The organism is Burkholderia sp. Bp8991, assembly GCF_003853795.1.
In the GTDB taxonomy this organism is placed as follows: Bacteria; Pseudomonadota; Gammaproteobacteria; order Burkholderiales; family Burkholderiaceae; genus Burkholderia.
On record NZ_QTQJ01000005.1, the window covers coordinates 102,918 to 126,974 of the forward strand.

A 24,057-nucleotide genomic window follows, 5' to 3' on the forward strand; every position below is an offset into this window, starting at 1 on the left:
TCAGAGCGCGATGCCCGATCGCTCGGCGACCGTGTGCATGTCCTTGTCGCCGCGGCCCGACAGGTTGACGAGCAGGATCTTGTCCTTCGGCAACGTCGGCGCGAGCTTCACGCCGTACGCGATCGCGTGGCTCGACTCGAGCGCGGGGATGATCCCCTCGATCCGGCAGCAGTCGTGGAACGCCTTCAGCGCCTCGTCGTCGGTGATCGGCACGTACTGCGCGCGACCGCTGTCCTTCAGCCATGCGTGCTCGGGGCCGACGCCCGGATAGTCGAGGCCGGCCGACACCGAATGCGTCTCGATGATCTGGCCGTTGTCGTCCTGCAGCAGGTACGTGCGGTTGCCGTGCAGCACGCCGGGGCTGCCGGCGATCAGCGACGCCGCGTGACGGCCGGTGTCGAGGCCGTCGCCGGCCGCTTCGACGCCGATCAGCTGCACGGAAGCATCGTCGATGTACGGATAGAAGATGCCCATCGCGTTCGAGCCGCCGCCGACGCACGCAATCACCGCGTCCGGCTGCCGGCCGGCGAGTTCCGGCATCTGCACCTTGCACTCGTCGCCGATCACGCGCTGGAAGTCGCGCACCATCGCCGGATACGGGTGCGGGCCCGCCACCGTGCCGATGATGTAGAACGTGCTTTCGATGTTCGTGACCCAATCGCGCATCGCTTCGTTCAGCGCGTCCTTCAGCGTGCGCGAACCCGATTCGACCGGCACGACCGTCGCGCCGAGCAGCTTCATCCGGTAGACGTTCGCGGCCTGGCGGCGCACGTCCTCGGCGCCCATGTAGACGATGCACTCCATGCCGAAGCGCGCGCAGATCGTCGCCGTCGCGACGCCGTGCTGGCCGGCGCCGGTCTCGGCGATCACGCGCTTCTTGCCCATCCGCTTCGCGAGCAGCGCCTGGCCGATCACGTTGTTGATCTTGTGCGCGCCGGTGTGGTTCAGGTCCTCGCGCTTCAGGTAGATCTGCGCGCCGCCGAGCGTCTCGCTCCAGCGCTGCGCGTGATAGATCGGCGACGGACGGCCGACGAAGTACTTCAGTTCGCGCTCGTACTCGGCGACGAAATCGGGGTCGTTCCGGAATTTTTCATACGCCGTGCGCAGTTCGTCCAGCGCGTGAATCAGCGTTTCGGCGACGAACACGCCGCCATACGGGCCGAAGTGGCCGCGATCATCAGGAAGGTTGTACATGGTGTCACTCTCGATCGGTCGGTGCGCCCCGCTGTCGGGGCCGCACCTTCTTGCATCACCCGGCGTCCGCTTCGCGCACCGCGCGTACGAACGCCGCCATCCGGGCGTGATCCTTCACGCCCTTCGCGCCCTCCACTTCGATGCCACTCGAGACATCGACAGCAAACGGACGCAACTGGCGAATCGCATCACCGACGTTTTGCGCGCTCAAGCCACCACTCAAAACGGCCCGATGCGCGAGCTCTGCGGGAATAAGAGACCAATCGAAGACCTTGCCGCTACCACCGTAGTCCGGCACCAGGGTGTCGAACAGGAGGCCGCGCGCTTTCGAATAATGAAGAGCCGATTCTACCAAATCGGCCGGCTGCGTCGAGGGGCCGACGCGCACCGCGCGCAACCACGGCAGGCGCGCCGCGCGGCCGAGGGCGTCGCACTGCTCGGGCGTCTCGTCGCCGTGCAATTGCAGCATCGTGAGCGGCACGTCGCGCACGACCGCCTCGATCTCCGCTTCGGTCGCGTTCACGAACAGCCCGACCACCGACACGAACGGCGGCGCGAGGCTCGCGAGTTCGGCCGCCTGCGCGATCGACACCGCGCGCGGGCTCTTCGGATAGAACACGAGGCCGATCGCGTCGGCACCGAGCGCGGCGGCATGCAGCACGTCCTCGGGGCGCGACAGGCCGCACAGCTTGATGCGCGTGCGCGGCGCGAGGCCGGCCGCGGCAGAGGTCGAAGAAGACACGGCGTGATCCGTCATGGTTGTGGGTCCAGATCGGCCCAGACGCTGCTCCACGGCACGCTGCCGAGCTGCGCGGGCGGGACGGCGAATTCCGCCGGGTAGCCGACATGGGCGAGGTACAGCCCGTCGGCCATGAACGTGGGCGCCGCGAGATTGCGATCGCGCCCGGCCAGCACGTCGGCGAGCCAGTCGGCCGGATAGCGGCCGCGCCCCACCGCGACGAGGCAGCCCATCAGGTTGCGCACCATGTGGTGCAGGAACGCGTTCGCGCGGAAGCGGAAATGAATGAAGTGGCCCGCGCGCCGCACGTCGATCTGGTACAGGTGTTTGACCGGCGTCTTCGACTGGCATTCCGACGACCGGAACGACGAGAAGTCGTGCTCGCCGATCAGATGCGCGGCGGCCGCGCGCATCGCGTCGTCGTCGAGCGGCGTGTGGATCCAGCCCGCGCGGCCGGCCAGCATCGGCGAGCGCACGGGATGCACGTACAGCGCGTAGTAGTACGTGCGTTCGAACGCCGAGAAACGCGCGTGGAACGCGTCCGGCATCGGCTTCGCCCACTGCACGGACACGGTCGGCGGCAGAAATGCGTTGGTGCCGCGCACCCACGAGAAATCCGCGCGATCGAGCTCCGTATCGAAATGCACGACCTGTCCGAGCCCGTGCACGCCCGTGTCGGTCCGCCCCGCGACCGTCGTGTGCAGCGGCACGCATGCGAACGCGCCGAGTGCGCGCTCGAGCGCATCCTGCACGGTCTTGCCGTGCGGCTGCGCTTGCCAGCCGCAGAACGCGGCGCCGTCGTACTGAATCCCGAGCGCGATCCGCATCACGCCTCTTCCGCGAGTTTCGCGAGCAGCGCACGCGCATCGTCGCGCGTGGCGGCGTCGTTCGCGTCGACCACTTCCTGCAGCAGCGTGCGCGCGCCGGACAGATCGCCCAGTTGCACGTACTCCGACGCGAGATCCAGCTTGTTGCGGGCGATGCGGGCGAGTTCTTCCGGCGTCAGCGCGGGCAGCACGGCACCCGGCGCGGACGGCAGGTCGAGATCGAAATCCAGCTTCAGCGCGCCGAACTGCGCGACGCCGAGCGGCGGCAGCGACGACGGCGCGGCGGCACCGCCCGTGTGAGGCGCTGGCGTTGCCGCGTCCGGATCCCAGTCGAACTCGTCGTCGTGGCCGGCCGGATGTTCCGGGGACGGATCGGTCGCGCCAACTGGCGGGTGCGCGGCGGATTGACCGTTAGTTGCGATTTGCTCGCCTTCGGCTTGCCCTTCCCGTGCGGACGGCTCATCGGCCGTACGCGGCGGCAGCGGCATGTCGAGGCTGTTGAGCGCGCTGATCGCGTTCTGCATCAGCGCTGCGTGCTGGGCGTCGTTCGTCGCGGGTGCTGCGGCGGGCGTGACGAGCGGCTCGTCCGCGGCCGGTTCCGCGACAGGCTTCTCGTCGTGCGGGGCCGGCGTTGCTTCGCTGTCGGGTGCGATGCGCGCGGACGATGCTTCCGCCTGAACGTCGTGCGGCTTCGCCGTTTCCAACGGCGACGGGATTTCGGGTTCGGACGTCTCGAACGTCTCCGCCGCTGCGGCCGCGGCCGTGACCAGACTCAGATCGGCGGCCGCGTCGCGGGCCAACGGCGTCTCGGGGAGAATCGGCGGCACTGGCTCGGTGGATGCGACCGGCGACGACGATGCACCGCCGTCGGCAACAGCCGTCCCGCCGGATGCCGGTGCGGTTTCGTCGGTCGGCCGCGCTTTCCGGCGCTTGCGCCACGCAAAACCGGCCGCCAGCACGACCACGGCGGCGCCGGCCGCTGCGGCCGGACGCCAGTCGATCTGTTCCGAACCGCGTGCAGGCGCGGCGGTCGCCGCCGGCACGGCCGGCTGCACGGGCGCCGATGCCGGCTGCACCGCACTCGCGGCCACGCCGGACGACGCTTCGCTCGCAGCCGACGACGACGCGGCAGCTGACGCCGCCGCATCATTCACGCCGTTCGCGACGTTCGCGACGTTCGCGCCGTTCGCAGCGGGACGCGGCGCAGCGGGCGCCGGCCCCGGTGCAACGTTGTTCGTGGCGGCCGGCTTCCCTATCCCGTGCTTCTGCAGTTCCATCAGCACGCGGTTCTTCAGCGCGAGCAATTGCTGCAGGCTCGACGGCCGCGGCTGCGACGCACCCGCGACGGGTGCTGCCGCGGACGGTTCGTGCATCCCTTGAGCCGCACCGCCCGGTCCGGCCTGCGTCACGGCCTCGCTGGCGGACGACGGTGCGGACTGGATCGCGCCGTTCCACACGTGCGGCCCGCTTGCGCCGGCCGCAGCCGCTGGCGACTGGACGGATTCGACCGTCGACGCGCCGTGCGCGGCGGACGCGCCGCTCGAAGCCGACGCGCCTGCCGCTGCCCCGGCTGCGACCGTGACGCTCGCCCCGCTGACCGGCGCCGTATGCGCGGCCGATACGGCCGGCGCGGTTTGCACGGCCGCCCCAGGATGCGGCGCCGACGCGCCATGCTGCGCGCCCGCCGCCGTGCCCGACGCGGCAACCGGCGCGGACGCAGCCGACGCCCCCGACGCAGCAGCCGGCACGAGCGCCGCCCCGGTCGCATCGAGCGCCGGCACCGTCAGCGTCGCGCCGACTTTCAGGCGGCTCGGGTCGTGCTTCATGAACGCCTGCGGATTGGCGTCGAACAGCGCGCGGCCGGCGCGCGCGAGCACGCCCGGATCGTGCGATTGCGTCGCGGCTTTGGCGAGGTCGTTCAACGATTGGCCCGGCTGGACCGTCACGTTGAGCGGCGCGGCACCGCCGGCGGCGGGCGCCGGCAGCTCGCCGGAACCGGCCGCCCAGGCCGAAGCGGCCGCGCCGAGCGCCAGGATCGCCAGCGCGCCACGCACGGCGCGCGACAGACGGGACTGACGCGGAAACAAGGAAATTCGGGACATCGTAGGCTCTATCGCCGCGCGCGGGCGCGGCTCGGATTCGCGTAGGGAAGCGTCAATAAAGTCGCCGCAGAAATGCAAAAGCGTCGCGCAGAACGCGACGCTTTGGGCGGCTCTGCGCGTCGTAACCGCATAGTTTACTTCACACGATCGCGTTCCGGCCGAATTCGTCGCCTGCGGATGCGGCCGTCCGCGCCTGCGCCGCGACCTTACGGCCGACCGCGTCGGGCCGTCGGTGCGCGAATCGCGCGAAGGCATCGCCGATCCGGGCACAGAATCGCACGCGCCGGTTTTGTCAAAAGAGGATCATCAATCGATGAAAAACCGGACGACGGCATCGGGTTCCTGAACGAATTCGGCCCCTCCTTGTACTTCGCGTCGCATCGATTCCTCATGCCAAAGGATGGCGATGCGGAAAAGCCCCGGCCGCGCGAGCGGTTCGGGACTTTCGCGCAATCGGCGGTCCGCACAAGACCTGACGCCGGACAAAAAAAAACGCCTGCCGCCCCGCGAAGGGCTGGCAGGCGTTTCGCGTCACGCGCGCACCGCGCGCGGCGCGGCCCGACTTACTTGTCGAGCAGGATGCGCAGCATGCGGCGCAGCGGCTCGGCCGCGCCCCACAGCAGCTGGTCGCCGACCGTGAACGCCGACAGGTATTCGCCACCCATCGCGAGCTTGCGCAGGCGACCGACCGGCACCGTCAGCGTGCCGGTGATCTTCGCCGGCGACAGGTCGCGCATCGACGCTTCGCGCTCGTTCGGCACGACCTTCACCCAGTCGTTCGCCGACGCGAGGATGCCGTTGATTTCGTCGAGCGGGACGTCCTTCTTCAGCTTGATCGTCAGCGCCTGCGAGTGGCAGCGCATCGCGCCGATCCGCACGCACAGGCCGTCGACCGGGATCGAGCCCGGCTCGCCCATGGCCGGCTTGCCGAGGATCTTGTTGGTTTCCGCGCCGCCCTTCCACTCTTCCTTCGACATCCCGTTGCCGAGATCCTTGTCGATCCACGGGATCAGCGAGCCGGCGAGCGGCACGCCGAAGTGGCTCGTCGGCATCGCGTCGCTGTTCATCGTCGCGAGCACGCGGCGGTCGATGTCGAGAATCGCGGAAGCCGGATCGGCGAGTTGCTCCTGCACCGAACCGTGCAGCGTGCCCATCTGCGACAGCAGTTCACGCATGTTCTGCGCGCCCGCGCCCGATGCGGCCTGGTAGGTCATCGCCGTCATCCAGTCGACGAGGTTCTCGCGGAACAGGCCGCCGAGCGCCATCAGCATCAGGCTGACCGTACAGTTGCCGCCGACGAAGTTCTTCGTGCCCTTGACGAGCGCGTCCTTGATCACGTCGAGGTTGACCGGATCGAGGATGATGACCGCGTCGTCGTTCATCCGCAGCGACGAGGCCGCATCGATCCAGTAGCCGTTCCAGCCGGCCGCGCGCAGCTTCGGGAACACGTCGTTCGTGTAGTCGCCGCCCTGGCACGTGATGATCACGTCGCACTTCTTCAGCTCGTCGACGTTGGTCGCGTCCTTGAGCGTAGTCTCGTTTTTCGCGAACGACGGCGCCTTGCCGCCCGTGTTGCTGGTGCTGAAAAACACCGGTTCGATCAGGTCGAAATCACCTTCTTCCTGCATGCGCTGCATCAGCACGCTGCCGACCATGCCGCGCCAACCTACGAGACCTACGTTCATGACTAACCCTTTGCTTGAATGGAGCTTCCCCGCCATTTCCGTCCCCGCGTGACCGCGCGGGGAAACAGGCGGGCACGACGGCGATCAGCGTTTAATGATCGTTTTCGTGGTAATGGTTTTCGTGATGACGATGGCGCGCGCACCCGCACGGGCAGTGTTGCCGTGGAGTTTCAGGACCGGGGAGATCAGGGAAATCAGCGCCATCGTTCGAGTCTACACAAAGCCGGTTGCCCGCACAACGGCCAACCGCGCGCGAACCGGCCGATTTCCCGGCCCGTTCGCGCCCTTTTCTATCTTGACTGCCTGTTGCCTTGCCGCGCGCTTACAGCGCGGCGACCACCGCGTCGCCCATCGCCGCCGTGCCGACCTGCTGGCAGCCCGGCGTCGCGATGTCGCCGGTGCGGTAGCCTTGTTCGAGCACCGTTTTCACGGCGCGCTCGATGCGATCGGCCTGCTCCGCGCGATTCAGCGAATAGCGCAGCAGCATCGCGGCCGACAGGATCGTCGCCAGCGGATTCGCGATGCCCTTGCCCGCGATGTCCGGCGCCGAACCGTGCGACGGCTCGTACAGACCCTTGTTGTTCTTGTCGAGCGACGCCGACGGCAGCATGCCGATCGAGCCCGTCAGCATCGACGCTTCATCCGACAGGATGTCGCCGAACATGTTGCCGGTCACGATCACGTCGAACTGCTTCGGCGCCTTCGCGAGCTGCATCGCCGCGTTGTCGACGTACATGTGCGACAGCTCGACGTCCGCGTATTCCTTCGACACGTCGATCATGACGTCGCGCCAGAACTGCGACGTCTCCAGCACATTCGACTTGTCGACCGACAGCAGCTTCTTAGCGCGCTTTTGCGCGGCCTGGAACGCGACGTGCGCGATGCGGCGCACTTCCGGTTCCGAGTAGCGCATCGTGTCGAAGCCTTCGCGCGCGCCGGCGAACGGGCCGTCCGGTGCCGCGCGCACACCGCGCGGCTGGCCGAAGTAGATGTCGCCGTTCAGTTCGCGCACGATCAGGATGTCGAGGCCCGCGACCAGTTCCGGCTTCAGCGGCGACGCATCGACGAGCTGCGGATAGCAGATCGCGGGACGGAAGTTCGCGAACAGCTCGAGATGCTTGCGCAGCCCGAGGATCGCCTGCTCGGGGCGCAGCGCGCGCTCGAGCGAGTCGTACTTCCAGTCGCCGACCGAGCCGAACAGGATCGCGTCGGCTTCCTTCGCGAGTTTCAGCGTCGCGTCCGGCAACGGATGACCGCTCGCCTCGTAGCCCGCGCCGCCAACCGGCGCCTGCTCGAGCTCGAACTTCTCGTCGAGGGCGTTCAGCACCTTGACCGCTTCGTTGACGATTTCCGGACCGATGCCGTCGCCGGGCAGCACTGCAATCTTCATGCGTTATTCCTGACTGGATAGGTATGGGTGGCAGGTCGGCGAGCGCGCGTCATGCGCGCCCGCCCGGAGGCAATCTCAGCCGACCAGCTTGTTGTTGAGCCACGGCTGCTTCGCGAGCCGCTCGGCTTCGAACTGGCGGATCTTGTCCGCGTGACGCAGCGTCAGGCCGATGTCGTCGAAACCGTTCAGCAGGCAGTACTTGCGGAACGCGGTGATGTCGAACGCATACTCGCGGCCGTCGCCCGTGCGCACGACCTGCGCATCGAGGTCGATCGTCAGCTGATAGCCGTTGAACGCATACGTGTCGTTGAACAGGTGATCGACCTGCTGCTCGGTCAGCACGATCGGCAACAGCCCGTTCTTGTAGCAGTTGTTGAAGAAGATGTCGGCGAAGCTCGGCGCGATGATCGCGCGGAAGCCGTACTGCTGCAGCGCCCACGGCGCGTGCTCGCGCGAGCTGCCGCAGCCGAAGTTCTTGCGTGCCAGCAGCACCGATGCGCCCTGGTAGCGCGGCTGATTCAGCACGAAGTCCGGGTTCAGCGGGCGCTTCGAGTTGTCCTGGCCCGGCTCGCCGTGGTCGAGGTAACGCCATTCGTCGAACGCGTTCGGACCGAAGCCCGTGCGCTTGATCGACTTCAGGAACTGCTTCGGGATGATCGCGTCGGTGTCGACGTTCTCGCGATCGAGCGGCGCCACGACGCCGGTATGTACAGTGAATTTTTCCATGATCCGTCTATCCGGTTGGAGGGCCGGCAGTCAGCCGGCGCACATCGACAAATTCTCGGTGGGCGTCAGTCCGCGGCGCGCTGCAGCGCATTGCCGGCGGCGTTGACGTCCTGGCCGAAGCCTCGGACGGTATTGCAGCCCGCGAGGCCGAAGCCCAGCCCCGCGAGCGCCAGCGCGGCCACCAGCCGCGCGATGAGCTTCGATGCCGTCACGCGTTACCCCAGCTGGCGAATGTCGACGAAATGGCCTTCGATCGCCGCCGCCGCCGCCATCGCGGGGCTCACGAGGTGCGTGCGACCGCCCGCGCCTTGCCGGCCTTCGAAGTTGCGGTTCGACGTCGACGCGCAGCGCTCGCCCGGCTCGAGCCGGTCGGCGTTCATCGCGAGGCACATCGAGCAGCCCGGCTCGCGCCATTCGAAGCCCGCATCGGTGAACACCTTGTCGAGCCCTTCGCGCTCGGCCTGCGCCTTCACGAGGCCCGAGCCCGGCACGACCATCGCGAGCCGCACGTTCGACGCAATGCGGCGGTTCAGCTTCTTCACGACGTAGGCGGCTGCGCGGATATCTTCGATGCGCGCGTTCGTGCACGAACCGATGAAGATCTTGTCGACCTTGATCGACTCGATCGGCGTGTTCGGCTCGAGCGCCATGTAGGCCAGCGCGCGCTCCATCGCGTCGCGCTTGACCGGATCCTTCTCGCGCTCGGGGTCCGGCACGCGACCGTCGATCGACGTGACCATTTCCGGCGACGTGCCCCACGTGACCTGCGGGACGATCTCGGCCGCGTTCAGCTCGACGACGCGGTCGAACTGCGCGCCTTCGTCGGACTTGAATTCGCGCCAGTACTCGACGGCCTGGTTCCATTCCGCGCCGGTCGGCACGAACGGACGACCCTTCAGGTAGTCGATCGTCGTGTCGTCGACGGCGACCATGCCCGCGCGCGCGCCGGCTTCGATCGCCATGTTGCAGACGGTCATCCGGCCTTCCATCGTCAGCGCGCGGATCGTCGAGCCGCCGAATTCGATCGCGTAGCCCGTGCCGCCGGCCGTGCCGATCTTGCCGATGATCGCGAGCACGATGTCCTTCGCGGTACAGCCGCGCGGCAGCGTGCCCTCGACCTTCACGAGCATGTTCTTGCTCTTTTTCTGCAGCAAGGTTTGCGTCGCGAGCACGTGCTCGACTTCCGACGTGCCGATGCCGTGCGCGAGCGCGCCGAACGCGCCGTGCGTCGACGTGTGCGAGTCGCCGCAGACGATCGTCATGCCCGGCAGCGTCGCGCCCTGCTCCGGCCCGATGATGTGCACGATGCCCTGACGCACGTCGTTCATCTTGAACTGCGTGATGCCGAACGCATCGCAGTTCGCGTCGAGCGTGTCGACCTGCAGCTTCGAGACCGGATCGGCGATGCCGTGGCTTCGATCCGTGGTCGGGACGTTGTGGTCCGACACGGCCAGGTTCGCGCTGATGCGCCACACCGGGCGGTGCGCGACGTTCAGCCCTTCGAACGCCTGCGGGCTCGTGACTTCGTGCAGCAGCTGACGGTCGATGTAGAGCAATGCCGTGCCGTCGTCCTCGGTGTGGACGACGTGGGTATTCCACAGTTTGTCGTAGAGAGTCTGTGCCATGGGTATGCGGGGTCGTTGTGACTACAAGCCTTGCGGATGCGGTCGATTATGCCACGCAGAACGCGCCGCGGCGCGGGCGCGGCGCGAAAAAACCCATTAAAAACAGTGGTTTGGCTGGTAGTGTCAATACCTGTATCGGCATTACCAGCCAAACGGGGAACGTCAGCCGTTCGGGTATTCGCGGTTGATCAGCGCGAGCCGCAGCATGCCGAGCTGCACGCCCGCGCTGCTCAGCAGGTAGAGATCGCGACGCCGCAATGCAGGCAATTGCGCGGCGCTGTCGTAGAACACCGGCAGCGTCAGCCCGGCCGGTACCGCGGCCTGCATTCCCGCAGCGCTCGACACGCGCACGGCGAGCGACGCCTGATCCCGATGCGTGACGATGCCGACCTTGCCGAGCGCCGCGGCCGAGCCGGCCTGTCGGACGATCGCGGCGACGACGCCGTCGGGGGTCGGGATCGGGCTGCCGGCGGCCGGCGCCCGCGTCGCGATCGACGTCACGCCGGCCGTCAGTCCGTACTTCGACGCGAGCACGCTCGCGACTTCCTGCTGCGCGTAAATCGGCGCCGCGGCCTTTTGCCGAAGCTGGAACACCGCATCGGCGATCGCCGCGTTCACCGGGCCCGGGACGGGCGCGGCACCGGACGCGCCCGCGCGGCTGCCGAAGCCGAACGCGGCGATCGTGTTGATGGCGGCCGCATCGACGCCCGGCGGCGTCCATGAGAACGACGTGTCGAGCAGGTAGCCGGTCTCGTCGGCCGCGGTCGCGCGATCGTTCAGTTCGTCGGTCAGCTTGCCGAGCATCTGGCGCTGGAGTTCCGCATCGGACACGGGAGCACCGCTCGCGCGCGCGGGCGCGACGGCGGCGCACGATGCAGCGAGCAGCGAAGAGGAAGCGAGGAAATGGCGGCGGGTCGTCATGGTCATGAGATTCGAGTGGAGAACGGCAGACGTCAGCCCTTCGGAAACGCCTGCATCGTCGCGGCGATCGCGCGGCTCAGCATCTGCGCATACATGTCGTGCACGAGGTAGAGGCTGCGGTTGCGCGTCCACGGCTGGCCCGATTGCGGGTCGTACACGGTCGGGAGCGGCACCTCGGCGACGGCGGCCGCCTTCATGCCGGCCTGCTGCGAGGTCTGGATGCAGCGCTTCGCATGGTCGCGATGGCCGACCACCGCGACGGTGCCCATCGCAGCCGCGCCGCCCGCACGCGTAACCGCCTCGGCCGCGACGCCGGCCGTGCTCAGGTACACGATCGTGCCGTCGCTCGCGATCACCGACTCGACCGACGACAGCACGTCGGCGCCCATCCCGTATTTCGACACGAGAAAGCGCGCGATTTCCCACTGCGCGTAGACCTTGACCGGCTTCAGCTGGCGGATGCGGTACACGGCGTCCGCGAGCGCTTCATTGACGGGCCCCGGATCGGGCAGCGCGGACTGGTTGCCGCCCGTGCTCGACGTGTTGCCGCTCACGGCGTTCGGGCGATTGCCGAAGCTGTACGCGACGATCGCGCCGATCTGCGCGGCCGGCACCATCGGCAGGTCCCAGGTGAAGCCGACATCGGTCAGCGCGGGCAGGATCGCGTCGACCGTCGCCGCATCGCCGAGCTGCGCGTTCAGCTTCGCGGACATCTGCGCGGCCAGCGCCGCATCGGTGAGCGGCGCCGATGCGACGTCGTCGCCACCGCATGCGCTCAACAGCGGCACCGCTGCGATACCGGGTGCGGCGGCAAGGAATTTTCTGCGTGAAGCAGTCGATGCATTCGAATTCATAAGAAATGCGAAACAATGCGAATCGCATGCGGCGGCATGGCGCGGCGGTGCAATTCGCGGGGTCAGGGGAAATGGCAATCTGGCGAATCGCGGAGATCCGCGACGGGCGGCAGCGTCGAAGCGTGAAACGCAGCACGACGCTCCGTCGATTGACGATGCGCGATCGTAGTGCGCGTTTATTAAATTGCGGTGAAGCTGTCGCACACATGCCGACGATCGCCGCGCCGTTTCACCGGCGGACCGATTCGTTTCATCGGTGGTGAGATCGTGGTGCCGCCGTTTCATCGATGGCGCGCGACGCGATTCGCAGGCAGGGTCGCGCACCGCCGGCCGAGCTCCGGATTTCGCGCTACGATGGTGCAATCCGCATGCCCTCGTTCCCACGATCCGTAACCCGGAGCCCACGACGATGAAGCTCGGCATCAACGAATCGCTCGCCCGCCTCGACGATGAAGGCACGCTGTTCACCACGCTGTTTCGACACGGCACGCTCGACATCGAGCTGTACCGGCCGCGCGGCGAGGATCTGCAGACGCCGCACACGCGCGACGAGGTCTACGTGATCGCCGCCGGCACGTCGCGGTTCATCGTGGACGGGCGCGAATGCGGCGTCGCGACGGGCGACGTGCTGTTCGTCCCCGCATTCGCGTCGCACCGCTTCGTCGGCTTCTCCGACGACTTCTCGACCTGGGTGTTCTTCTACGGCCCGGAAGGCGGCGAGCGCGACGAGCGCGATGCGTGATGCGCGGCAAGCACCGCACTTCCCGCACGATCTCCTAGACTGTCTATTCGCAACGGGCGGCGCGCGCCGCCCTTCCCGCCATCACGATGCTGGCATCGCCCGACGCATCGACCGGACAGGAGCATTGCATGCGATACGAACTCTATTACTGGCCCGAAATCCAGGGCCGCGGCGAGTACGTGCGGCTCGCGCTCGAAGCGGCCGAGGCCGACTACGTCGACGTCGCGCGCGAATCGGGGCGCGGCATGGGCGTGTCGGCGATGATGCGGCTGATGGACAGCACGAAGGCCGAATGCGTGCCGTTCGCGCCGCCGTTCCTGAAGGCCGGCGACATGGTCGTCGGGCAGGCCGCGAACATCCTGCTGTTTCTCGGCGCGCGGCTGGGGCTCGCGCCCGACGACGAAGCCGGCCGGCTGTGGGTGCATCAGCTTCAGTTGACCGTCGCCGATTTCGTCACCGAGATCCACGACACGCATCACCCGATCGGCAGCGGCCTTTACTACGAGGACCAGAAGGCCGAAGCCGCCGAGCGCGCGGCCGATTTCCTCGAACATCGGCTGCCGAAATTCCTCGGCTACTTCGATCGCGTGCTCGCGCAGAATCCGCACAAAGGCGGGCACATCGCCGGCAGCGCGCTCAGTTACGCGGATCTGTCGATCTTCCAGCTGATCGAAGGCCTGCGCTACGCGTTCCCGAAGGCGATGAAGCGCGAGGAACGCAAGGTCGCGGGGCTCGTCGGGCTGCACGACCGCGTCGCGGCGCATCCGCCCGTCGCGCGCTATCTCGAGTCGGAGCGCCGCATCCCGTTCAACGACATGGGGATCTTCCGGCACTACCCGGAGCTGGACAAGTAGCGGCGCCACGCCTCCCGCGCGGGTGGATTTCATGAAGGCGCAGCGGCAGCACGCCTGCTTCACCGGAGCCGGCCGCGTTGCGCGAGCCGGCCCCGTCGCCGCGCATGCGCCGCGTCACGCTCAGTGCGGCTGCCCGTGCTGCGCGACCGCCGCATCGACGGCCTCGACCGAGCGCGTGAGCCACGGCCCGATCTCCATCTCCTCGTAGCGCACGAGCCGGCTCTTGCGCACGCGGCGATACGCCCACCAGATCGCGACGAACAGCGGGATCCACACATAGATCGACAGCACTTCCATCCAGTCGACGCGGGCGGCGAAGAACGCCTGGTAATCCTGCCCGAGCGAGATCACGATGCAGATCGCGATCGCGAACAGCGGCCCGAACGGGAACCACTTCGCGCGATACGGCAGCTGCTCGAGCCGGTAGCCTTGTTTCAGAAAGCCCTTGCGGAACCGGTAGTGGCAAACGGCGATGCCGAGCCACGCGATGAAGCCGGTGATGCCGACCGTATTGAGCAGCCACAGATAGATGCTCTGGTTGTTGGTCAACGACGTGAGGAAGCACAGCCCGCCCACCGCCATCGTCGCGTACAGCGCGTTGCGCGGCACGCCGCCCGGCGACAGCGTCGCGAACATCGCGGGCGCACGGCCTTCCGCCGCGAGGTTGTACAGCATCCGCGTGGCCGCATACGTGCCCGAGTTGCCGGCCGACAGCACGGCCGTCAGGATCACGAGGTTCATCGCGCCCGCGGCGAGCGGAAAGCCCGCATGGCTGAACACGAGCGTGAACGGGCTCACGCCGATATCGGTCACGTCGCTCTTGAGCAGGTTCGGATCGGTGTACGGCACCAGCAGGCCGATCACGAAGATCGCGAGCACGTAGAACAGCATGATGCGCCAGAAGATCTGCTTCACCGCGCGCGGGATCGTCTTGCGCGGGTTTTCCGACTCGCCCGCCGTGATCCCGACCAGCTCGGTGCCGAGGAACGAGAAGCCCGCGATCAGCGCGACGCTCATCATCGCGTGCACGCCGCCGACGAACGGCGCGTCGCCGGTCCTGAAGTTGCGCCAGCCGACCGGCTGCCCGTTGCCGAGCAGGCCGACCGCGATCAGCAAGCCCGCCGCGATGAACGCGATCACGGTGACGACCTTGATCAGCGAGAACCAGTATTCGGATTCCCCGAAACCGCGCACGGACAGCGTGTTCAGCAGGAAGATCAGCACCAGGAACCCGGCGCCCCACCACACGCCCGGCACCGCCGGAAACCAGTAGCGCATCACGATCTGCGCGGCGACCAGCTCGATCGCGATCGTCACGGCCCAGCTGTACCAGTAGGTCCAGCCGAGCGCGACGCCGAAGCCTTCGTCGACGTACTTCTCGCCGTAGATCGCGAACGAGCCCGACACCGGCATCAGCGCGGCCATCTCGCCGAGCCCGGTGACGACGAAGTAGACCATCAGCCCGATCGCGATATACGCGGCGATCGCCCCGCCCGGCCCCGCCTGCGCGACCGACGCGCCCGACGCGACGAACAACCCCGTGCCGATCGAGCCGCCGATCGCGATCATCGCGATGTGGCGGCTCTGCAGCCGGCGCTTGAGCGCCGTTCCGGACGGCGCGGCCGTCTGCGCTGCCGCTTGCAAAGCATCCATAGTGTTCACCCTGTTGGATTCGGGCCGCTCGAATTGATTCGGAATACCAATCGATCGGCCCGGTTATCCGCGTCAAAAAATGGTCCTGCCGCCGGGTCGCGCGTCCGATGCCGGCGGCCCGGACGCGCACGGCCGCGTCAGACGACGCTGCGCTTGATCGCCTGCAGCTCGGCCGTCGTCACGATCTTCTCGATCCGGAACCGCGGGCTTTCCAGCCACGCGTTCGCGATCCGCCGGTATTCGTCGAGATCCTCGCACGCGAGCCGCACGAGAAAATCGAACGTGCCGCTGACGAGCCAGCAATCGAGCACGGCCGGATTGGCCCGCATCTCGTCCTCGAACGGCGCCTGCGAACGCCCGTGGTCGGCCAGCACGATCTGCGCGATCACGACGATCGGCTTGGTCGCGCGCGGCGCGTTGATCACCGCGCGGTAGCCTTCGATCACGCCGAGCGCCTCGAGCCGCTCCACGCGTGCCTGGCAGGGCCGCGGCGTGAGGTTCACGAGCTCGGACAGCTTCCGGTAGGAAATCCGCCCGTCGGTACGCAGGATGTCGAGGATCCGGAGATCGATCTTGTCGAGCTGCATCTTCTTGTCGGTCATCCGCGTTCGCTCCGGTCGGGTCGTGGCTGGTGCGCGGAGCGTCTCCTCCGGTTCCGCGCGGGGGCCACATTATCCGGCCGAAGCGGCCGCGCGCCAATCGGCTAGAACCGCAGCGACAGGCAGGTCAGGCCGCCGTCCATCTTGCGGAACTCGCTCGTGTCGATCACGTGCAGCGGCATCCCGAGCGACTGAATCGCGTCGTGCACGCGCGGATAGCCGGCCGGCGTGATCAGCGTGCCGTTCACGCGCAGCGTGTTGCCGGCGTATTCGTCGGCGGCCGAGATCGCGATGCGGCGATAGTCGGCGAACGCCGGATGCGCGGCCAGCGCCTCGGTCACGAGCAGCGTGTCGTCGCCGAGCGCGTTGACGACCGATTTCAGATGCAGCCCCGCGCCAACCGGCACCGCGACGACCGAATAGCCGTAGCGGGCCACCAGCGACTCGAATGCGGCGATGCCCTCGGCATCGGTGCGGCCCGTCAGGCCGATGTAGAAGCGCTTGCCGACCTGCATCACGTCGCCGCCGTCGAGACGGCCTTCCTGCATCGGCAGCAGGTCGCGATGCGCGCCGAGCGCCGCTTCGATGTGCACCGTCTCGCCGCGCCGCGCGGGTGCGCCGGGACGCGTGATCACCGCGAATTCGGGCGTGACGACGGCGACGTCCTCGACGAAGTGCGAATCGGGAAACGCGTCCAGCGGCGGCAGCTCGGTCAGCTCGACGCCGAGCCCGCGCAGCGCGTCGCAGTACGCGTGGAACTGCGTGAGCGTCTTGTCGTAGTCGGGCGCGCCGAGCGCGGCGGTGGTGAGACCCGCGCCGCAGGACGGCGCGGGACGGCGAACGATCGCTTGCGTGAATTGCATCGACTCCTCCATGGTCACGCTGCCCCCGTGCGGCGCACGGGGCAGCTGCGTTGTGTCCGGACCATTATCGGAAGCCAAATTGCGCAATTCGCGTCGAATTCGGGCGCGCCCGCAGCCGATCGCGTCGAATTGCAGGCGGGATGCAGCGGATTCGGCAGACGGCCGCCGGGCGCGGCGCAAACGGCCGTTCCGCGCGGTGCGGATGCGGCCGATGCATGCGGCGCGTCCGTCATGCGCTGACGGGCGCGAACCCCATTTGCGCACGGCCCAGCGGCGTGAGATCGCCCTCGCCGCCGCGTCCGTCGAAGTCGACCTCGAAATGATCGGCCGGGAAATCCGGCGGGCTGTCGCCGCGCAGGAATGCGAGCCGCTGGCGCTGCAGGTACGCGTCGTTCTTCGCGCACCCGGGCGCGGCCGCGATGTACATCACGTTGCTGTCGCCGCTGCCGCGATGCGCATCCTCGACCGCATGCACGACGTCGCCGTGCCAGAACACCGCGTCGCCCGCCTCCATGTGCGGGATCGGCACCAGCGCGTCGAGCAGCAGCGCGTGCCATTCGGGCAGGATCGACAGCGCGCGGCCCGGACGCGCGCCGCACAGGTCGTCGTCGGCGACGTCGTCCTGCAGTGCGCGCAGCACGACATACGCCATCGCGTTCGCGACCGGAATCAGCTGCAGGGTGCCGTCGCCAGGCCCCTGCGGCGTCAGCGCGGTCCAGCCCTGGAACGTGCGGAACATCGAGCACACGGCCGGCGATGGAATCTCCTCGACGTCGGGGCGGAACGCCGCGTCGAACGGATCGTAAGCGCGCCAGCGGCCGGCCAGCACGTGACGATAGACCTGCCGGAAATTCGCGCCGAGCCAGCGCTCGACAGAGCCGCCGTCGACATGCGGCGACAGCCCGAGCGACGTCGAACCCGGCGGCCGGCGGCGGATCCGGTCGGCGTAGGCCGGCACCTGGTCCGGGTCGAAATGCCTGCGCGCGCCGTCGGCATGACGCCACAGGCTGTTCAGGAACACGCGCGCCTGCGTGAGGGCCGGCGACTGCCGCGCGGCCACCTGCGGCTTCGACCAGTAGACGCCGTAGATCTGCGGCTTGCCCGATGCGAGATTGCCGAAGTAGCGGTCCTCGGCGCGTGCATGCAGCCGCTCGGCGAAGCGGTTCGCATCCAGATAGGCGCCGATCTCGTCGTTCCAGTCGCGCGCCTGCTGCGCGTCGAATACGCCGCGGATCACCGCGGCGCCGTGCGTGCGGATCGCGGCGATCGCCTGCGGATCGACGGTGCCGTTCGCGATATCCGCGAATCGCAATACCGGGATCACGTCGCGGCCGTGCGCGTGCGCGCGACGGATCGCGTCGACCTGCCGCGCGATATCGCCCTCCAGTTCGCGGAACGTGGCCGCGTAACCGGGCAGATCGGCGCGCAGCGCCCTTTTCGCCGTGCGGATCGCAACCGGCAGATCGTCAATCGTCAGGTGCATCGTCGTCTCCTCGCTGAATCGTGTGGTGAGGAGCATTCAGCGTACGGCGGACGCATCGCCGCCATCGGCACTATCCGGCCAACTATCGATACAATCCTGACAACCACCTGCTACTCCGGACGATGGCAGACCACGCACAGCTTGTTGCCGTCCGGGTCGCGGAAATACGCGCCGTAGTAGTCGGGGTGATAGTGCGGCCGCAGGCCCGGCGGCCCTTCGCAGGTGCCGCCCTGCTGCAGCGCGAGCGCGTGGCAGCGGTCGACCTGCGCGCGGGTCGGCGCGTCGAATGCGATCGTATGGCCGTTGCCGGGTTCGGGCGCGCGGCCGTCGAGCGGCCGGCCGAAGAAGAACAGCGGCCGGTCGGTGTCGGCCGGCATCCAGCCCGACCAGCCGTCCGGCTCGCTGAACTTCAGCCGCAGCCCGAGTTCCGCGAACAGCGGCGCGTAGAAGTCGTACGCGCGCGCGGTATCGCTGACGCCCACGCAAACATGTGAAAACATGGCATCGCTCCGTCGTGACGATCGATCACGATCATGCCACGGCGCGCTGCCCGCCCTCGCCCGGAGGCCGCGATGAAACCGCAGTACGAGCACGTGACGTTCGCCCCCGGCTGTTCGATCCGCGTGTACCACCGCCAGCTCGCGCGCATTCCGTTCGAATGGCACCGTCATCCCGAGTACGAACTGACGCTGACGCTGAACAGCCGCGGCCAGCGCTTCATCGGCGATCACGTCGCGCGCTATGCGGACGACGATCTGGTGCTCGTGCCGCCCAACCTGCCGCATACGTGGTCGTCGAATGCGCGCATCGATCGCGCGGCGCCGGAAGTCGCGCTCGTCGTCTGGTTCGACGGTGACTGGGCACGACGCGTGGCCGACTGCTGCCCCGAGTACGCGCCGCTGCGCTCGCTGCTGCGGCGCGCGGCGCCCGGCCTTGCATTCGACGCCGATACGGCCCGTGCGATGCGCGCGCGGCTGCCGCAGTTGCTCGACCCTTCGCCGCGCATTCGCCTCGCGGCCGCACTCGACACGCTCGCCGATCTCGCGGACGCCGGCGGAGAACCGCTCGCCACCGCGCAGGCCTACGATCAACCCGATGCAGCGTCGCCGTCCGCGAACGCCGCCGCGCCCGAAGCAGAGCGGCTCGATCGCGTGCTCGACGCGATCGACCGGCAGTTCCACGAGCCGCTGCGCGTCGATGCGCTCGCGGCCGTCGCGCACATGTCCGAACGCACGCTGCAGCGGTTGTTCGTACGGCACCTCGGCGAAAGCGTCGGCCGCTACGTGCAGCGGCTGCGGCTCGCGCATGCGTGCCGCCATCTGGTCGGCACCGACTGGCCGATCGCGACGGTCGCCGCGCGCTGCGGCATTCCGAACGCCGCGAACTTCAACCGCCAGTTCCTCGCCGCGCGCGGGATGACGCCCGGCGCATACCGGCAGTTCTTCGCTCAACACGGCCACGCGCCCGACAGCGACCCCGGCACCGACTCGCCGCCGCTCGACACACGCCCGCCGTCGCTGGAACGCCGCGCCGGCTCGGGCCAGCGTCGGCCGCGCAAATGAAAACACCCCGGCGGGATGTCCCACCGGGGTGTCGGGGCGTTGCAGTTGCCGGACGCGAGCGGCCTTGCGGCCGTTCGCGCCGCGCACGACTTAACGTGCGTTGATCGGCTTCGCTTCGCGCGGCGTGTCGCCGATGAACAGCTGACGCGGACGGCCGATCTTCTGTTCCGGATCCGCGATCATTTCGTTCCACTGTGCGATCCAGCCGACCGTACGTGCCATCGCGAAGATACACGTGAACATCGACGTCGGGATGCCCAGCGCGCGCTGGACGATACCCGAGTAGAAGTCGACGTTCGGGTACAGCTTGCGCGACACGAAGTATTCGTCTTCCAGCGCGATCTTCTCGAGCTGCATCGCGAGCTTGAACAGCGGGTCGTCGTGCAGGCCGAGTTCGTTCAGCACTTCGTAGCACGTTTCGCGCATCAGCTTCGCACGCGGGTCGTAGTTCTTGTACACGCGGTGACCGAAGCCCATCAGCTTCACGCCCGAATTCTTGTCCTTCACCTGCTTGATGAATTCGGGGATGTTGTCCGGCGAACCGATCTGCTCGAGCATGTTCAGCGCGGCTTCGTTCGCACCACCGTGCGCCGGGCCCCACAGACAAGCGATACCGGCCGCGATACACGCGAACGGGTTCGCGCCCGACGAGCCGGCCAGGCGGACCGTCGACGTCGATGCGTTCTGCTCGTGATCGGCGTGCAGGATCAGGATGCGGTCGAGTGCGCGGACGAGCACGTCGTTGACCTTGTACTCTTCGCACGGGTTCGAGAACATCATGTGCATGAAGTTCGCGCTGTACGACAGCGAGTTCTTCGGATACACGAACGGCTGGCCGATGCTGTACTTGTACGCCATCGCGACGAGCGTCGGCAGCTTCGCGATCATGCGGATCGCCGACACTTCGCGGTGACGCGGGTCGTTGATGTCGAGCGAGTCGTGGTAGAACGCGGACAGCGCGCCGACCGCGGCGACCAGGATCGCCATCGGGTGCGCGTCGCGGCGGAAGCCACGGAAGAAGAAGTGCATCTGCTCGTGCACCATCGTGTGCTTCGTGACGGTGTCGACGAATTCCTTCTTTTGCGCCGCGTTCGGCAGCTCGCCCTTCAGCAGCAGGTAGCAGGACTCGAGGAAGTCGGCGTTCTGCGCGAGGTTGTCGATCGGGTAGCCGCGGTACAGCAGTTCGCCCTTGTCGCCGTCGATGTACGTGATCGCCGAATTACAAGCTGCCGTCGACATGAAGCCCGGGTCGTACGTGAACTTGCCGGTCTGGCCGTACAGCTTGCGGATGTCGATCACGTCCGGGCCCATCGTGCCCTTGTAGATCGGCAGTTCGACGCTCGGCGAGTTGTCGCTGAACGATAGCGTGGCTTTAACATCAGACGGAGTCATGGCACATCCTCAATCGAAAATAGAAACGGGATTCGATAACGGGCACAGCGCGTTACACCTTGGCGTTACACGTTGCGCAGCATCTCCAACAGCCGGTGAATATCCTGGCTGTCTAGGTCGCCCTCTGGTTCCTTGCGCGCGAGGAGCAAGTCCATCAGGTCGTTGTCGCTCAGATCGAGCAGGCGCGACAACGCGCCTACGTCTGCATCGGTGAGGTCATGCTCGTATCTGCTGAAGAAACGCTCGAATACGATGTCGTTTTCCAGCAGACCCCGCCGCGCGCGCCAGCGGAGGCGCGCGCGACGGTGCGGGTCGGATTGATGCGAATCGTCGCTCATCACAAACTTTAAACCGCGCGGCGAACCATCAGTTCCTTGATCTTGCCGATCGCCTTCGTCGGGTTCAGGCCCTTCGGGCAAACGTCGACGCAGTTCATGATCGTGTGGCAACGGAACAGACGGTACGGGTCTTCCAGGTTGTCGAGACGCTCGCCGGTGGCGGTGTCGCGGCTATCCGCGATGAAGCGGTAAGCCTGCAGCAGGCCGGCCGGGCCGACGAACTTGTCCGGGTTCCACCAGAAGCTCGGGCACGACGTCGAGCAGCTCGCGCACAGAATGCACTCGTACACGCCGTCGAGCTCGTCGCGTTCTTCCGGCGACTGGAGGCGTTCCTTCTCCGGCGGCGGCGCGTCGTTGATCAGGTACGGCTTGATCGAGTGATACTGGTTGAAGAAGTGCGTCATGTCGACGATCAGGTCGCGCACGACAGGCAGGCCCGGCAGCGGGCGCAGCACGATCTTCTGCGGCAGGTCGTTCAGGTTCGTCAGGCACGCGAGACCGTTCTTGCCGTTGATGTTCATCGCGTCCGAACCGCACACGCCTTCACGGCACGAACGGCGGAACGACAGCGTCTCGTCGACGGCCTTCAGCTTGACCAGTGCGTCGAGCAGCATGCGCTCATGCTGGATCTCGAGCTCGTACGTCTGCATGCGCGGTGCCGCGTCCTTGTCCGGATCGTAGCGGTAGACTTCAAAAATGCGTTTTGCCATTTCGGATTCCTTTGACTCGGCTTAGAACGTGCGCGGCTTCGGCGGCACGGAGTCGACCGTCAGCGGCTTCATTTGAACCGGCTTGTAGTCGAGGCGATCGCCTTCGCTGTACCACAGCGTGTGGCGCAGCCAGTTGTCGTCGTCGCGGTGTTCGTAATCGCTGTGCGCGTGCGCGCCGCGGCTTTCCTTGCGCGCTTCCGCCGACACCATCGTCGCGCGGGCGACTTCGATCAGGTTCTCCAGCTCGAGCGCTTCGACGCGCGCGGTGTTGAACACCTTCGACTTGTCCTTCAGGTGGATGTTTTCCACGCGGGCCTTCAGGCCGGCCATCTGGTCGACGCCTTCCTTCAGCAGCGCCGACGTGCGGAACACGCCTGCGTGCTTCTGCATCGTCGCACGGATGTCGTTCGCGACGTCCTGCGTGTACTCGCCCGAGCTCGACTTGTCGAGCTTGTTCAGACGCGCCAGCGAGAACTCGCCTGCATCGGCCGGCAGCGGCTTGTGTTCCTTCTGGTTCTTCACGTGCTCGACGATGTGGTTGCCGGCCGCACGGCCGAACACCACGAGGTCCAGCAGCGAGTTCGTGCCGAGGCGGTTCGCGCCGTGCACGGACACGCACGAGCACTCGCCCACTGCGTAGAAGCCGTTGACCGGATCCTTGTGGCCGCGCGACGTGCCGACGACCTGACCGTGGATGTTGGTCGGGATGCCGCCCATCTGGTAGTGGATCGTCGGGACGACCGGGATCGGTTCCTTGATCGCGTCGACGTTCGCGAACTTCAGCGCGATTTCGCGGATCGACGGCAGACGCTTCATGATCGTCTCGGCGCCGATGTGCGACAGGTCGAGCAGCACGTGATCCTTGTTCGGACCGACGCCGCGACCTTCCTTGATTTCCTGGTCCATCGAACGCGACACGAAGTCACGCGGCGCCAGGTCCTTCAGCGTCGGTGCGTAGCGTTCCATGAAGCGCTCGCCGTTCGCGTTGCGCAGGATACCGCCTTCGCCGCGCACGCCTTCGGTGATCAGCACGCCCGCGCCGGCCACGCCGGTCGGGTGGAACTGCCAGAACTCCATGTCCTGCAGCGCGATGCCCGAGCGGGCAGCCATGCCGAGGCCGTCGCCGGTGTTGATGAACGCGTTGGTCGATGCCGCGAAGATCCGGCCTGCGCCGCCCGTCGCGAACAGCGTCGTCTTGCCTTCCATGATGTAGACGTCGCCCGTCTCCATCTCGAGGGCCGTCACGCCGAGCACGTCGCCGTCCGCGTCGCGGATCAGGTCGAGCGCCATCCATTCGACGAAGAACTGCGTCTTCGCCTCGACGTTCTGCTGGTACAGCGTGTGCAGCAGCGCGTGACCGGTACGGTCGGCGGCCGCGCATGCGCGCTGGACCGGCTTCTCGCCGTAGTTCGCGGTGTGGCCGCCGAACGGACGCTGGTAGATCGTGCCGTCCGCGTTACGGTCGAACGGCATGCCGAAGTGTTCCAGTTCGTACACGACGTTCGGTGCTTCGCGGCACATGAACTCGATCGCGTCCTGGTCGCCGAGCCAGTCGGAACCCTTGATCGTGTCGTAGAAGTGGAAGTGCCAGTTGTCTTCGCTCATGTTGCCGAGCGACGCGCCGATGCCGCCCTGTGCGGCCACCGTGTGCGAACGGGTCGGGAACACCTTCGACAGCACGCCGACCGACAGGCCCGCGCGCGACAGTTGCAGCGCTGCGCGCAAGCCCGAGCCGCCCGCGCCGACGATCACCACGTCGAACTTGCGGCGCGGCAGGGAAGTTTTGATTGCAGCCATT

The 24,057-nt window shown here is 67.4% G+C and carries 24 protein-coding genes; 3 read left to right on the forward strand and 21 right to left on the reverse strand.

From position 1 onward, the window contains the following. The 12 genes from trpB to DIE02_RS07745 form a co-directional block, all read right to left on the reverse strand. Window positions 1-1,194 carry a tryptophan synthase subunit beta gene (gene trpB, locus DIE02_RS07690; protein ID WP_044843817.1) on the reverse strand — a complete coding sequence of 398 codons (1,194 nt, stop codon included), beginning with the start codon at window positions 1,192-1,194 and terminating at the stop codon, window positions 1-3. Window positions 1,195-1,249: 55 nt separating this feature from the next. Next, a complete protein-coding gene (locus DIE02_RS07695) occupies window positions 1,250-1,951 on the reverse strand; it encodes a phosphoribosylanthranilate isomerase (RefSeq protein ID WP_124486494.1) in 702 nt (233 codons plus the stop codon). Continuing rightward, complete coding sequence (gene truA, locus DIE02_RS07700) at window positions 1,948-2,760, reverse strand: tRNA pseudouridine(38-40) synthase TruA (RefSeq protein ID WP_185500371.1); 813 nt, start codon at window positions 2,758-2,760, stop codon at window positions 1,948-1,950. Before truA ends, DIE02_RS07695 begins: the two co-directional genes overlap by 4 nt. Continuing rightward, entirely contained in the window at window positions 2,760-4,862 is a 2,103-nt protein-coding gene (locus tag DIE02_RS07705; RefSeq protein ID WP_124486390.1) for a FimV/HubP family polar landmark protein, read from the reverse strand. The genes truA and DIE02_RS07705 overlap by 1 nt, the downstream gene beginning before the upstream one ends. Before the next feature lie 563 nt (window positions 4,863-5,425). Further along, a complete protein-coding gene (gene asd, locus DIE02_RS07710; protein ID WP_057923940.1) occupies window positions 5,426-6,547 on the reverse strand; it encodes an aspartate-semialdehyde dehydrogenase in 1,122 nt (373 codons plus the stop codon). 84 nt (window positions 6,548-6,631) lie between these two features. Beyond that, the gene (locus DIE02_RS07715) at window positions 6,632-6,751 is read right to left on the reverse strand and encodes a hypothetical protein (protein WP_006756675.1); all 120 of its coding nucleotides are present in this window, start codon (window positions 6,749-6,751) and stop codon (window positions 6,632-6,634) included. 118 nt (window positions 6,752-6,869) lie between these two features. Then, on the reverse strand, window positions 6,870-7,937 hold the full coding sequence (gene leuB / locus DIE02_RS07720) for a 3-isopropylmalate dehydrogenase (protein WP_124486391.1): 1,068 nt from the start codon (window positions 7,935-7,937) through the stop codon (window positions 6,870-6,872). 75 nt (window positions 7,938-8,012) lie between these two features. Then, window positions 8,013-8,663: a 3-isopropylmalate dehydratase small subunit gene (gene leuD, locus DIE02_RS07725; protein WP_044843811.1), complete on the reverse strand. Its 651-nt coding sequence runs from the start codon at window positions 8,661-8,663 to the stop codon at window positions 8,013-8,015. 65 nt (window positions 8,664-8,728) lie between these two features. Further along, window positions 8,729-8,875: an entericidin A/B family lipoprotein gene (locus DIE02_RS07730; RefSeq protein WP_011658379.1), complete on the reverse strand. Its 147-nt coding sequence runs from the start codon at window positions 8,873-8,875 to the stop codon at window positions 8,729-8,731. A gap of 3 nt (window positions 8,876-8,878) precedes the next feature. Next, the gene (leuC, locus tag DIE02_RS07735) at window positions 8,879-10,288 is read right to left on the reverse strand and encodes a 3-isopropylmalate dehydratase large subunit (RefSeq protein WP_044843810.1); all 1,410 of its coding nucleotides are present in this window, start codon (window positions 10,286-10,288) and stop codon (window positions 8,879-8,881) included. A 162-nt stretch (window positions 10,289-10,450) separates the two neighbouring features. After that, complete coding sequence (locus DIE02_RS07740) at window positions 10,451-11,209, reverse strand: Tat pathway signal protein (RefSeq protein ID WP_124486495.1); 759 nt, start codon at window positions 11,207-11,209, stop codon at window positions 10,451-10,453. 32 nt (window positions 11,210-11,241) lie between these two features. Next, window positions 11,242-12,063, reverse strand: a complete 822-nt coding sequence (locus DIE02_RS07745) for a hypothetical protein (RefSeq protein ID WP_124486392.1) — start codon at window positions 12,061-12,063, stop codon at window positions 11,242-11,244. Between the two features lie 409 nt (window positions 12,064-12,472). Here DIE02_RS07745 and DIE02_RS07750 point away from each other — a divergent pair, with 409 nt between their 5' ends. Beyond that, window positions 12,473-12,805: a cupin domain-containing protein gene (locus DIE02_RS07750; protein ID WP_124486393.1), complete on the forward strand. Its 333-nt coding sequence runs from the start codon at window positions 12,473-12,475 to the stop codon at window positions 12,803-12,805. Between the two features lie 128 nt (window positions 12,806-12,933). Further along, window positions 12,934-13,659: a glutathione S-transferase gene (locus DIE02_RS07755; protein WP_124486394.1), complete on the forward strand. Its 726-nt coding sequence runs from the start codon at window positions 12,934-12,936 to the stop codon at window positions 13,657-13,659. Between the two features lie 120 nt (window positions 13,660-13,779). Here the strand turns inward: DIE02_RS07755 and DIE02_RS07760 are convergent, their stop codons facing one another. The 5 genes from DIE02_RS07760 to DIE02_RS07780 all read right to left on the reverse strand — a co-directional run bounded on the left by DIE02_RS07760 (window position 13,780) and on the right by DIE02_RS07780 (window position 18,757). After that, on the reverse strand, window positions 13,780-15,312 hold the full coding sequence (locus DIE02_RS07760; RefSeq protein ID WP_124486395.1) for an amino acid permease: 1,533 nt from the start codon (window positions 15,310-15,312) through the stop codon (window positions 13,780-13,782). Window positions 15,313-15,449: 137 nt separating this feature from the next. Beyond that, window positions 15,450-15,914 (reverse strand): Lrp/AsnC family transcriptional regulator, encoded by a 465-nt coding sequence (locus DIE02_RS07765; RefSeq protein WP_124486396.1) that lies wholly within the window; start codon window positions 15,912-15,914, stop codon window positions 15,450-15,452. Window positions 15,915-16,015: 101 nt separating this feature from the next. Continuing rightward, window positions 16,016-16,774: a dimethylarginine dimethylaminohydrolase family protein gene (locus DIE02_RS07770; protein WP_124486397.1), complete on the reverse strand. Its 759-nt coding sequence runs from the start codon at window positions 16,772-16,774 to the stop codon at window positions 16,016-16,018. 229 nt (window positions 16,775-17,003) lie between these two features. Further along, entirely contained in the window at window positions 17,004-18,257 is a 1,254-nt protein-coding gene (locus DIE02_RS07775) for a DUF1479 domain-containing protein (RefSeq protein ID WP_124486398.1), read from the reverse strand. A gap of 110 nt (window positions 18,258-18,367) precedes the next feature. Next, entirely contained in the window at window positions 18,368-18,757 is a 390-nt protein-coding gene (locus DIE02_RS07780) for a VOC family protein (RefSeq protein WP_124486399.1), read from the reverse strand. Between the two features lie 72 nt (window positions 18,758-18,829). On the opposite strand from DIE02_RS07780, the gene DIE02_RS07785 reads away from it, so the two are divergent. Continuing rightward, window positions 18,830-19,819 (forward strand): AraC family transcriptional regulator, encoded by a 990-nt coding sequence (locus DIE02_RS07785; protein WP_124486400.1) that lies wholly within the window; start codon window positions 18,830-18,832, stop codon window positions 19,817-19,819. Between the two features lie 90 nt (window positions 19,820-19,909). Here DIE02_RS07785 and gltA read toward each other — a convergent pair whose 3' ends face one another. From gltA to sdhA, 4 genes are all read right to left on the reverse strand, one after another. Beyond that, window positions 19,910-21,211: a citrate synthase gene (gene gltA, locus DIE02_RS07790; RefSeq protein ID WP_014899964.1), complete on the reverse strand. Its 1,302-nt coding sequence runs from the start codon at window positions 21,209-21,211 to the stop codon at window positions 19,910-19,912. Between the two features lie 65 nt (window positions 21,212-21,276). Beyond that, window positions 21,277-21,549: a succinate dehydrogenase assembly factor 2 gene (locus DIE02_RS07795; RefSeq protein ID WP_044843801.1), complete on the reverse strand. Its 273-nt coding sequence runs from the start codon at window positions 21,547-21,549 to the stop codon at window positions 21,277-21,279. Between the two features lie 8 nt (window positions 21,550-21,557). Further along, window positions 21,558-22,259 carry a succinate dehydrogenase iron-sulfur subunit gene (locus DIE02_RS07800; RefSeq protein ID WP_011658352.1) on the reverse strand — a complete coding sequence of 234 codons (702 nt, stop codon included), beginning with the start codon at window positions 22,257-22,259 and terminating at the stop codon, window positions 21,558-21,560. Between the two features lie 21 nt (window positions 22,260-22,280). Continuing rightward, window positions 22,281-24,056, reverse strand: coding sequence for a succinate dehydrogenase flavoprotein subunit (sdhA, locus tag DIE02_RS07805; RefSeq protein WP_044843800.1), 1,776 nt, complete (start codon window positions 24,054-24,056; stop codon window positions 22,281-22,283). Between the last annotated feature and the right edge of the window lies 1 nt (window position 24,057).

Excerpts from the sequence above, each read along its gene's own strand:
- trpB (WP_044843817.1), bottom strand. The coding sequence starts at position 1,194 with ATGTACAACCTTCCTGATGATCGCGGCCACTTCGGCCCGTATGGCGGC.
- DIE02_RS07695 (WP_124486494.1), bottom strand. The coding sequence starts at position 1,951 with ATGACGGATCACGCCGTGTCTTCTTCGACCTCTGCCGCGGCCGGCCTC.
- truA (WP_185500371.1), bottom strand. The coding sequence starts at position 2,760 with ATGCGGATCGCGCTCGGGATTCAGTACGACGGCGCCGCGTTCTGCGGC.
- DIE02_RS07705 (WP_124486390.1), bottom strand. The coding sequence starts at position 4,862 with ATGTCCCGAATTTCCTTGTTTCCGCGTCAGTCCCGTCTGTCGCGCGCC.
- asd (WP_057923940.1), bottom strand. The coding sequence starts at position 6,547 with ATGAACGTAGGTCTCGTAGGTTGGCGCGGCATGGTCGGCAGCGTGCTG.
- DIE02_RS07715 (WP_006756675.1), bottom strand. The coding sequence starts at position 6,751 with ATGGCGCTGATTTCCCTGATCTCCCCGGTCCTGAAACTCCACGGCAAC.
- leuB (WP_124486391.1), bottom strand. The coding sequence starts at position 7,937 with ATGAAGATTGCAGTGCTGCCCGGCGACGGCATCGGTCCGGAAATCGTC.
- leuD (WP_044843811.1), bottom strand. The coding sequence starts at position 8,663 with ATGGAAAAATTCACTGTACATACCGGCGTCGTGGCGCCGCTCGATCGC.
- leuC (WP_044843810.1), bottom strand. The coding sequence starts at position 10,288 with ATGGCACAGACTCTCTACGACAAACTGTGGAATACCCACGTCGTCCAC.
- DIE02_RS07740 (WP_124486495.1), bottom strand. The coding sequence starts at position 11,209 with ATGACGACCCGCCGCCATTTCCTCGCTTCCTCTTCGCTGCTCGCTGCA.
- DIE02_RS07745 (WP_124486392.1), bottom strand. The coding sequence starts at position 12,063 with ATGAATTCGAATGCATCGACTGCTTCACGCAGAAAATTCCTTGCCGCC.
- DIE02_RS07750 (WP_124486393.1), top strand. The coding sequence starts at position 12,473 with ATGAAGCTCGGCATCAACGAATCGCTCGCCCGCCTCGACGATGAAGGC.
- DIE02_RS07755 (WP_124486394.1), top strand. The coding sequence starts at position 12,934 with ATGCGATACGAACTCTATTACTGGCCCGAAATCCAGGGCCGCGGCGAG.
- DIE02_RS07760 (WP_124486395.1), bottom strand. The coding sequence starts at position 15,312 with ATGGATGCTTTGCAAGCGGCAGCGCAGACGGCCGCGCCGTCCGGAACG.
- DIE02_RS07765 (WP_124486396.1), bottom strand. The coding sequence starts at position 15,914 with ATGACCGACAAGAAGATGCAGCTCGACAAGATCGATCTCCGGATCCTC.
- DIE02_RS07770 (WP_124486397.1), bottom strand. The coding sequence starts at position 16,774 with ATGCAATTCACGCAAGCGATCGTTCGCCGTCCCGCGCCGTCCTGCGGC.
- DIE02_RS07775 (WP_124486398.1), bottom strand. The coding sequence starts at position 18,257 with ATGCACCTGACGATTGACGATCTGCCGGTTGCGATCCGCACGGCGAAA.
- DIE02_RS07780 (WP_124486399.1), bottom strand. The coding sequence starts at position 18,757 with ATGTTTTCACATGTTTGCGTGGGCGTCAGCGATACCGCGCGCGCGTAC.
- DIE02_RS07785 (WP_124486400.1), top strand. The coding sequence starts at position 18,830 with ATGAAACCGCAGTACGAGCACGTGACGTTCGCCCCCGGCTGTTCGATC.
- gltA (WP_014899964.1), bottom strand. The coding sequence starts at position 21,211 with ATGACTCCGTCTGATGTTAAAGCCACGCTATCGTTCAGCGACAACTCG.
- DIE02_RS07795 (WP_044843801.1), bottom strand. The coding sequence starts at position 21,549 with ATGAGCGACGATTCGCATCAATCCGACCCGCACCGTCGCGCGCGCCTC.
- DIE02_RS07800 (WP_011658352.1), bottom strand. The coding sequence starts at position 22,259 with ATGGCAAAACGCATTTTTGAAGTCTACCGCTACGATCCGGACAAGGAC.
- sdhA (WP_044843800.1), bottom strand. The coding sequence starts at position 24,056 with ATGGCTGCAATCAAAACTTCCCTGCCGCGCCGCAAGTTCGACGTGGTG.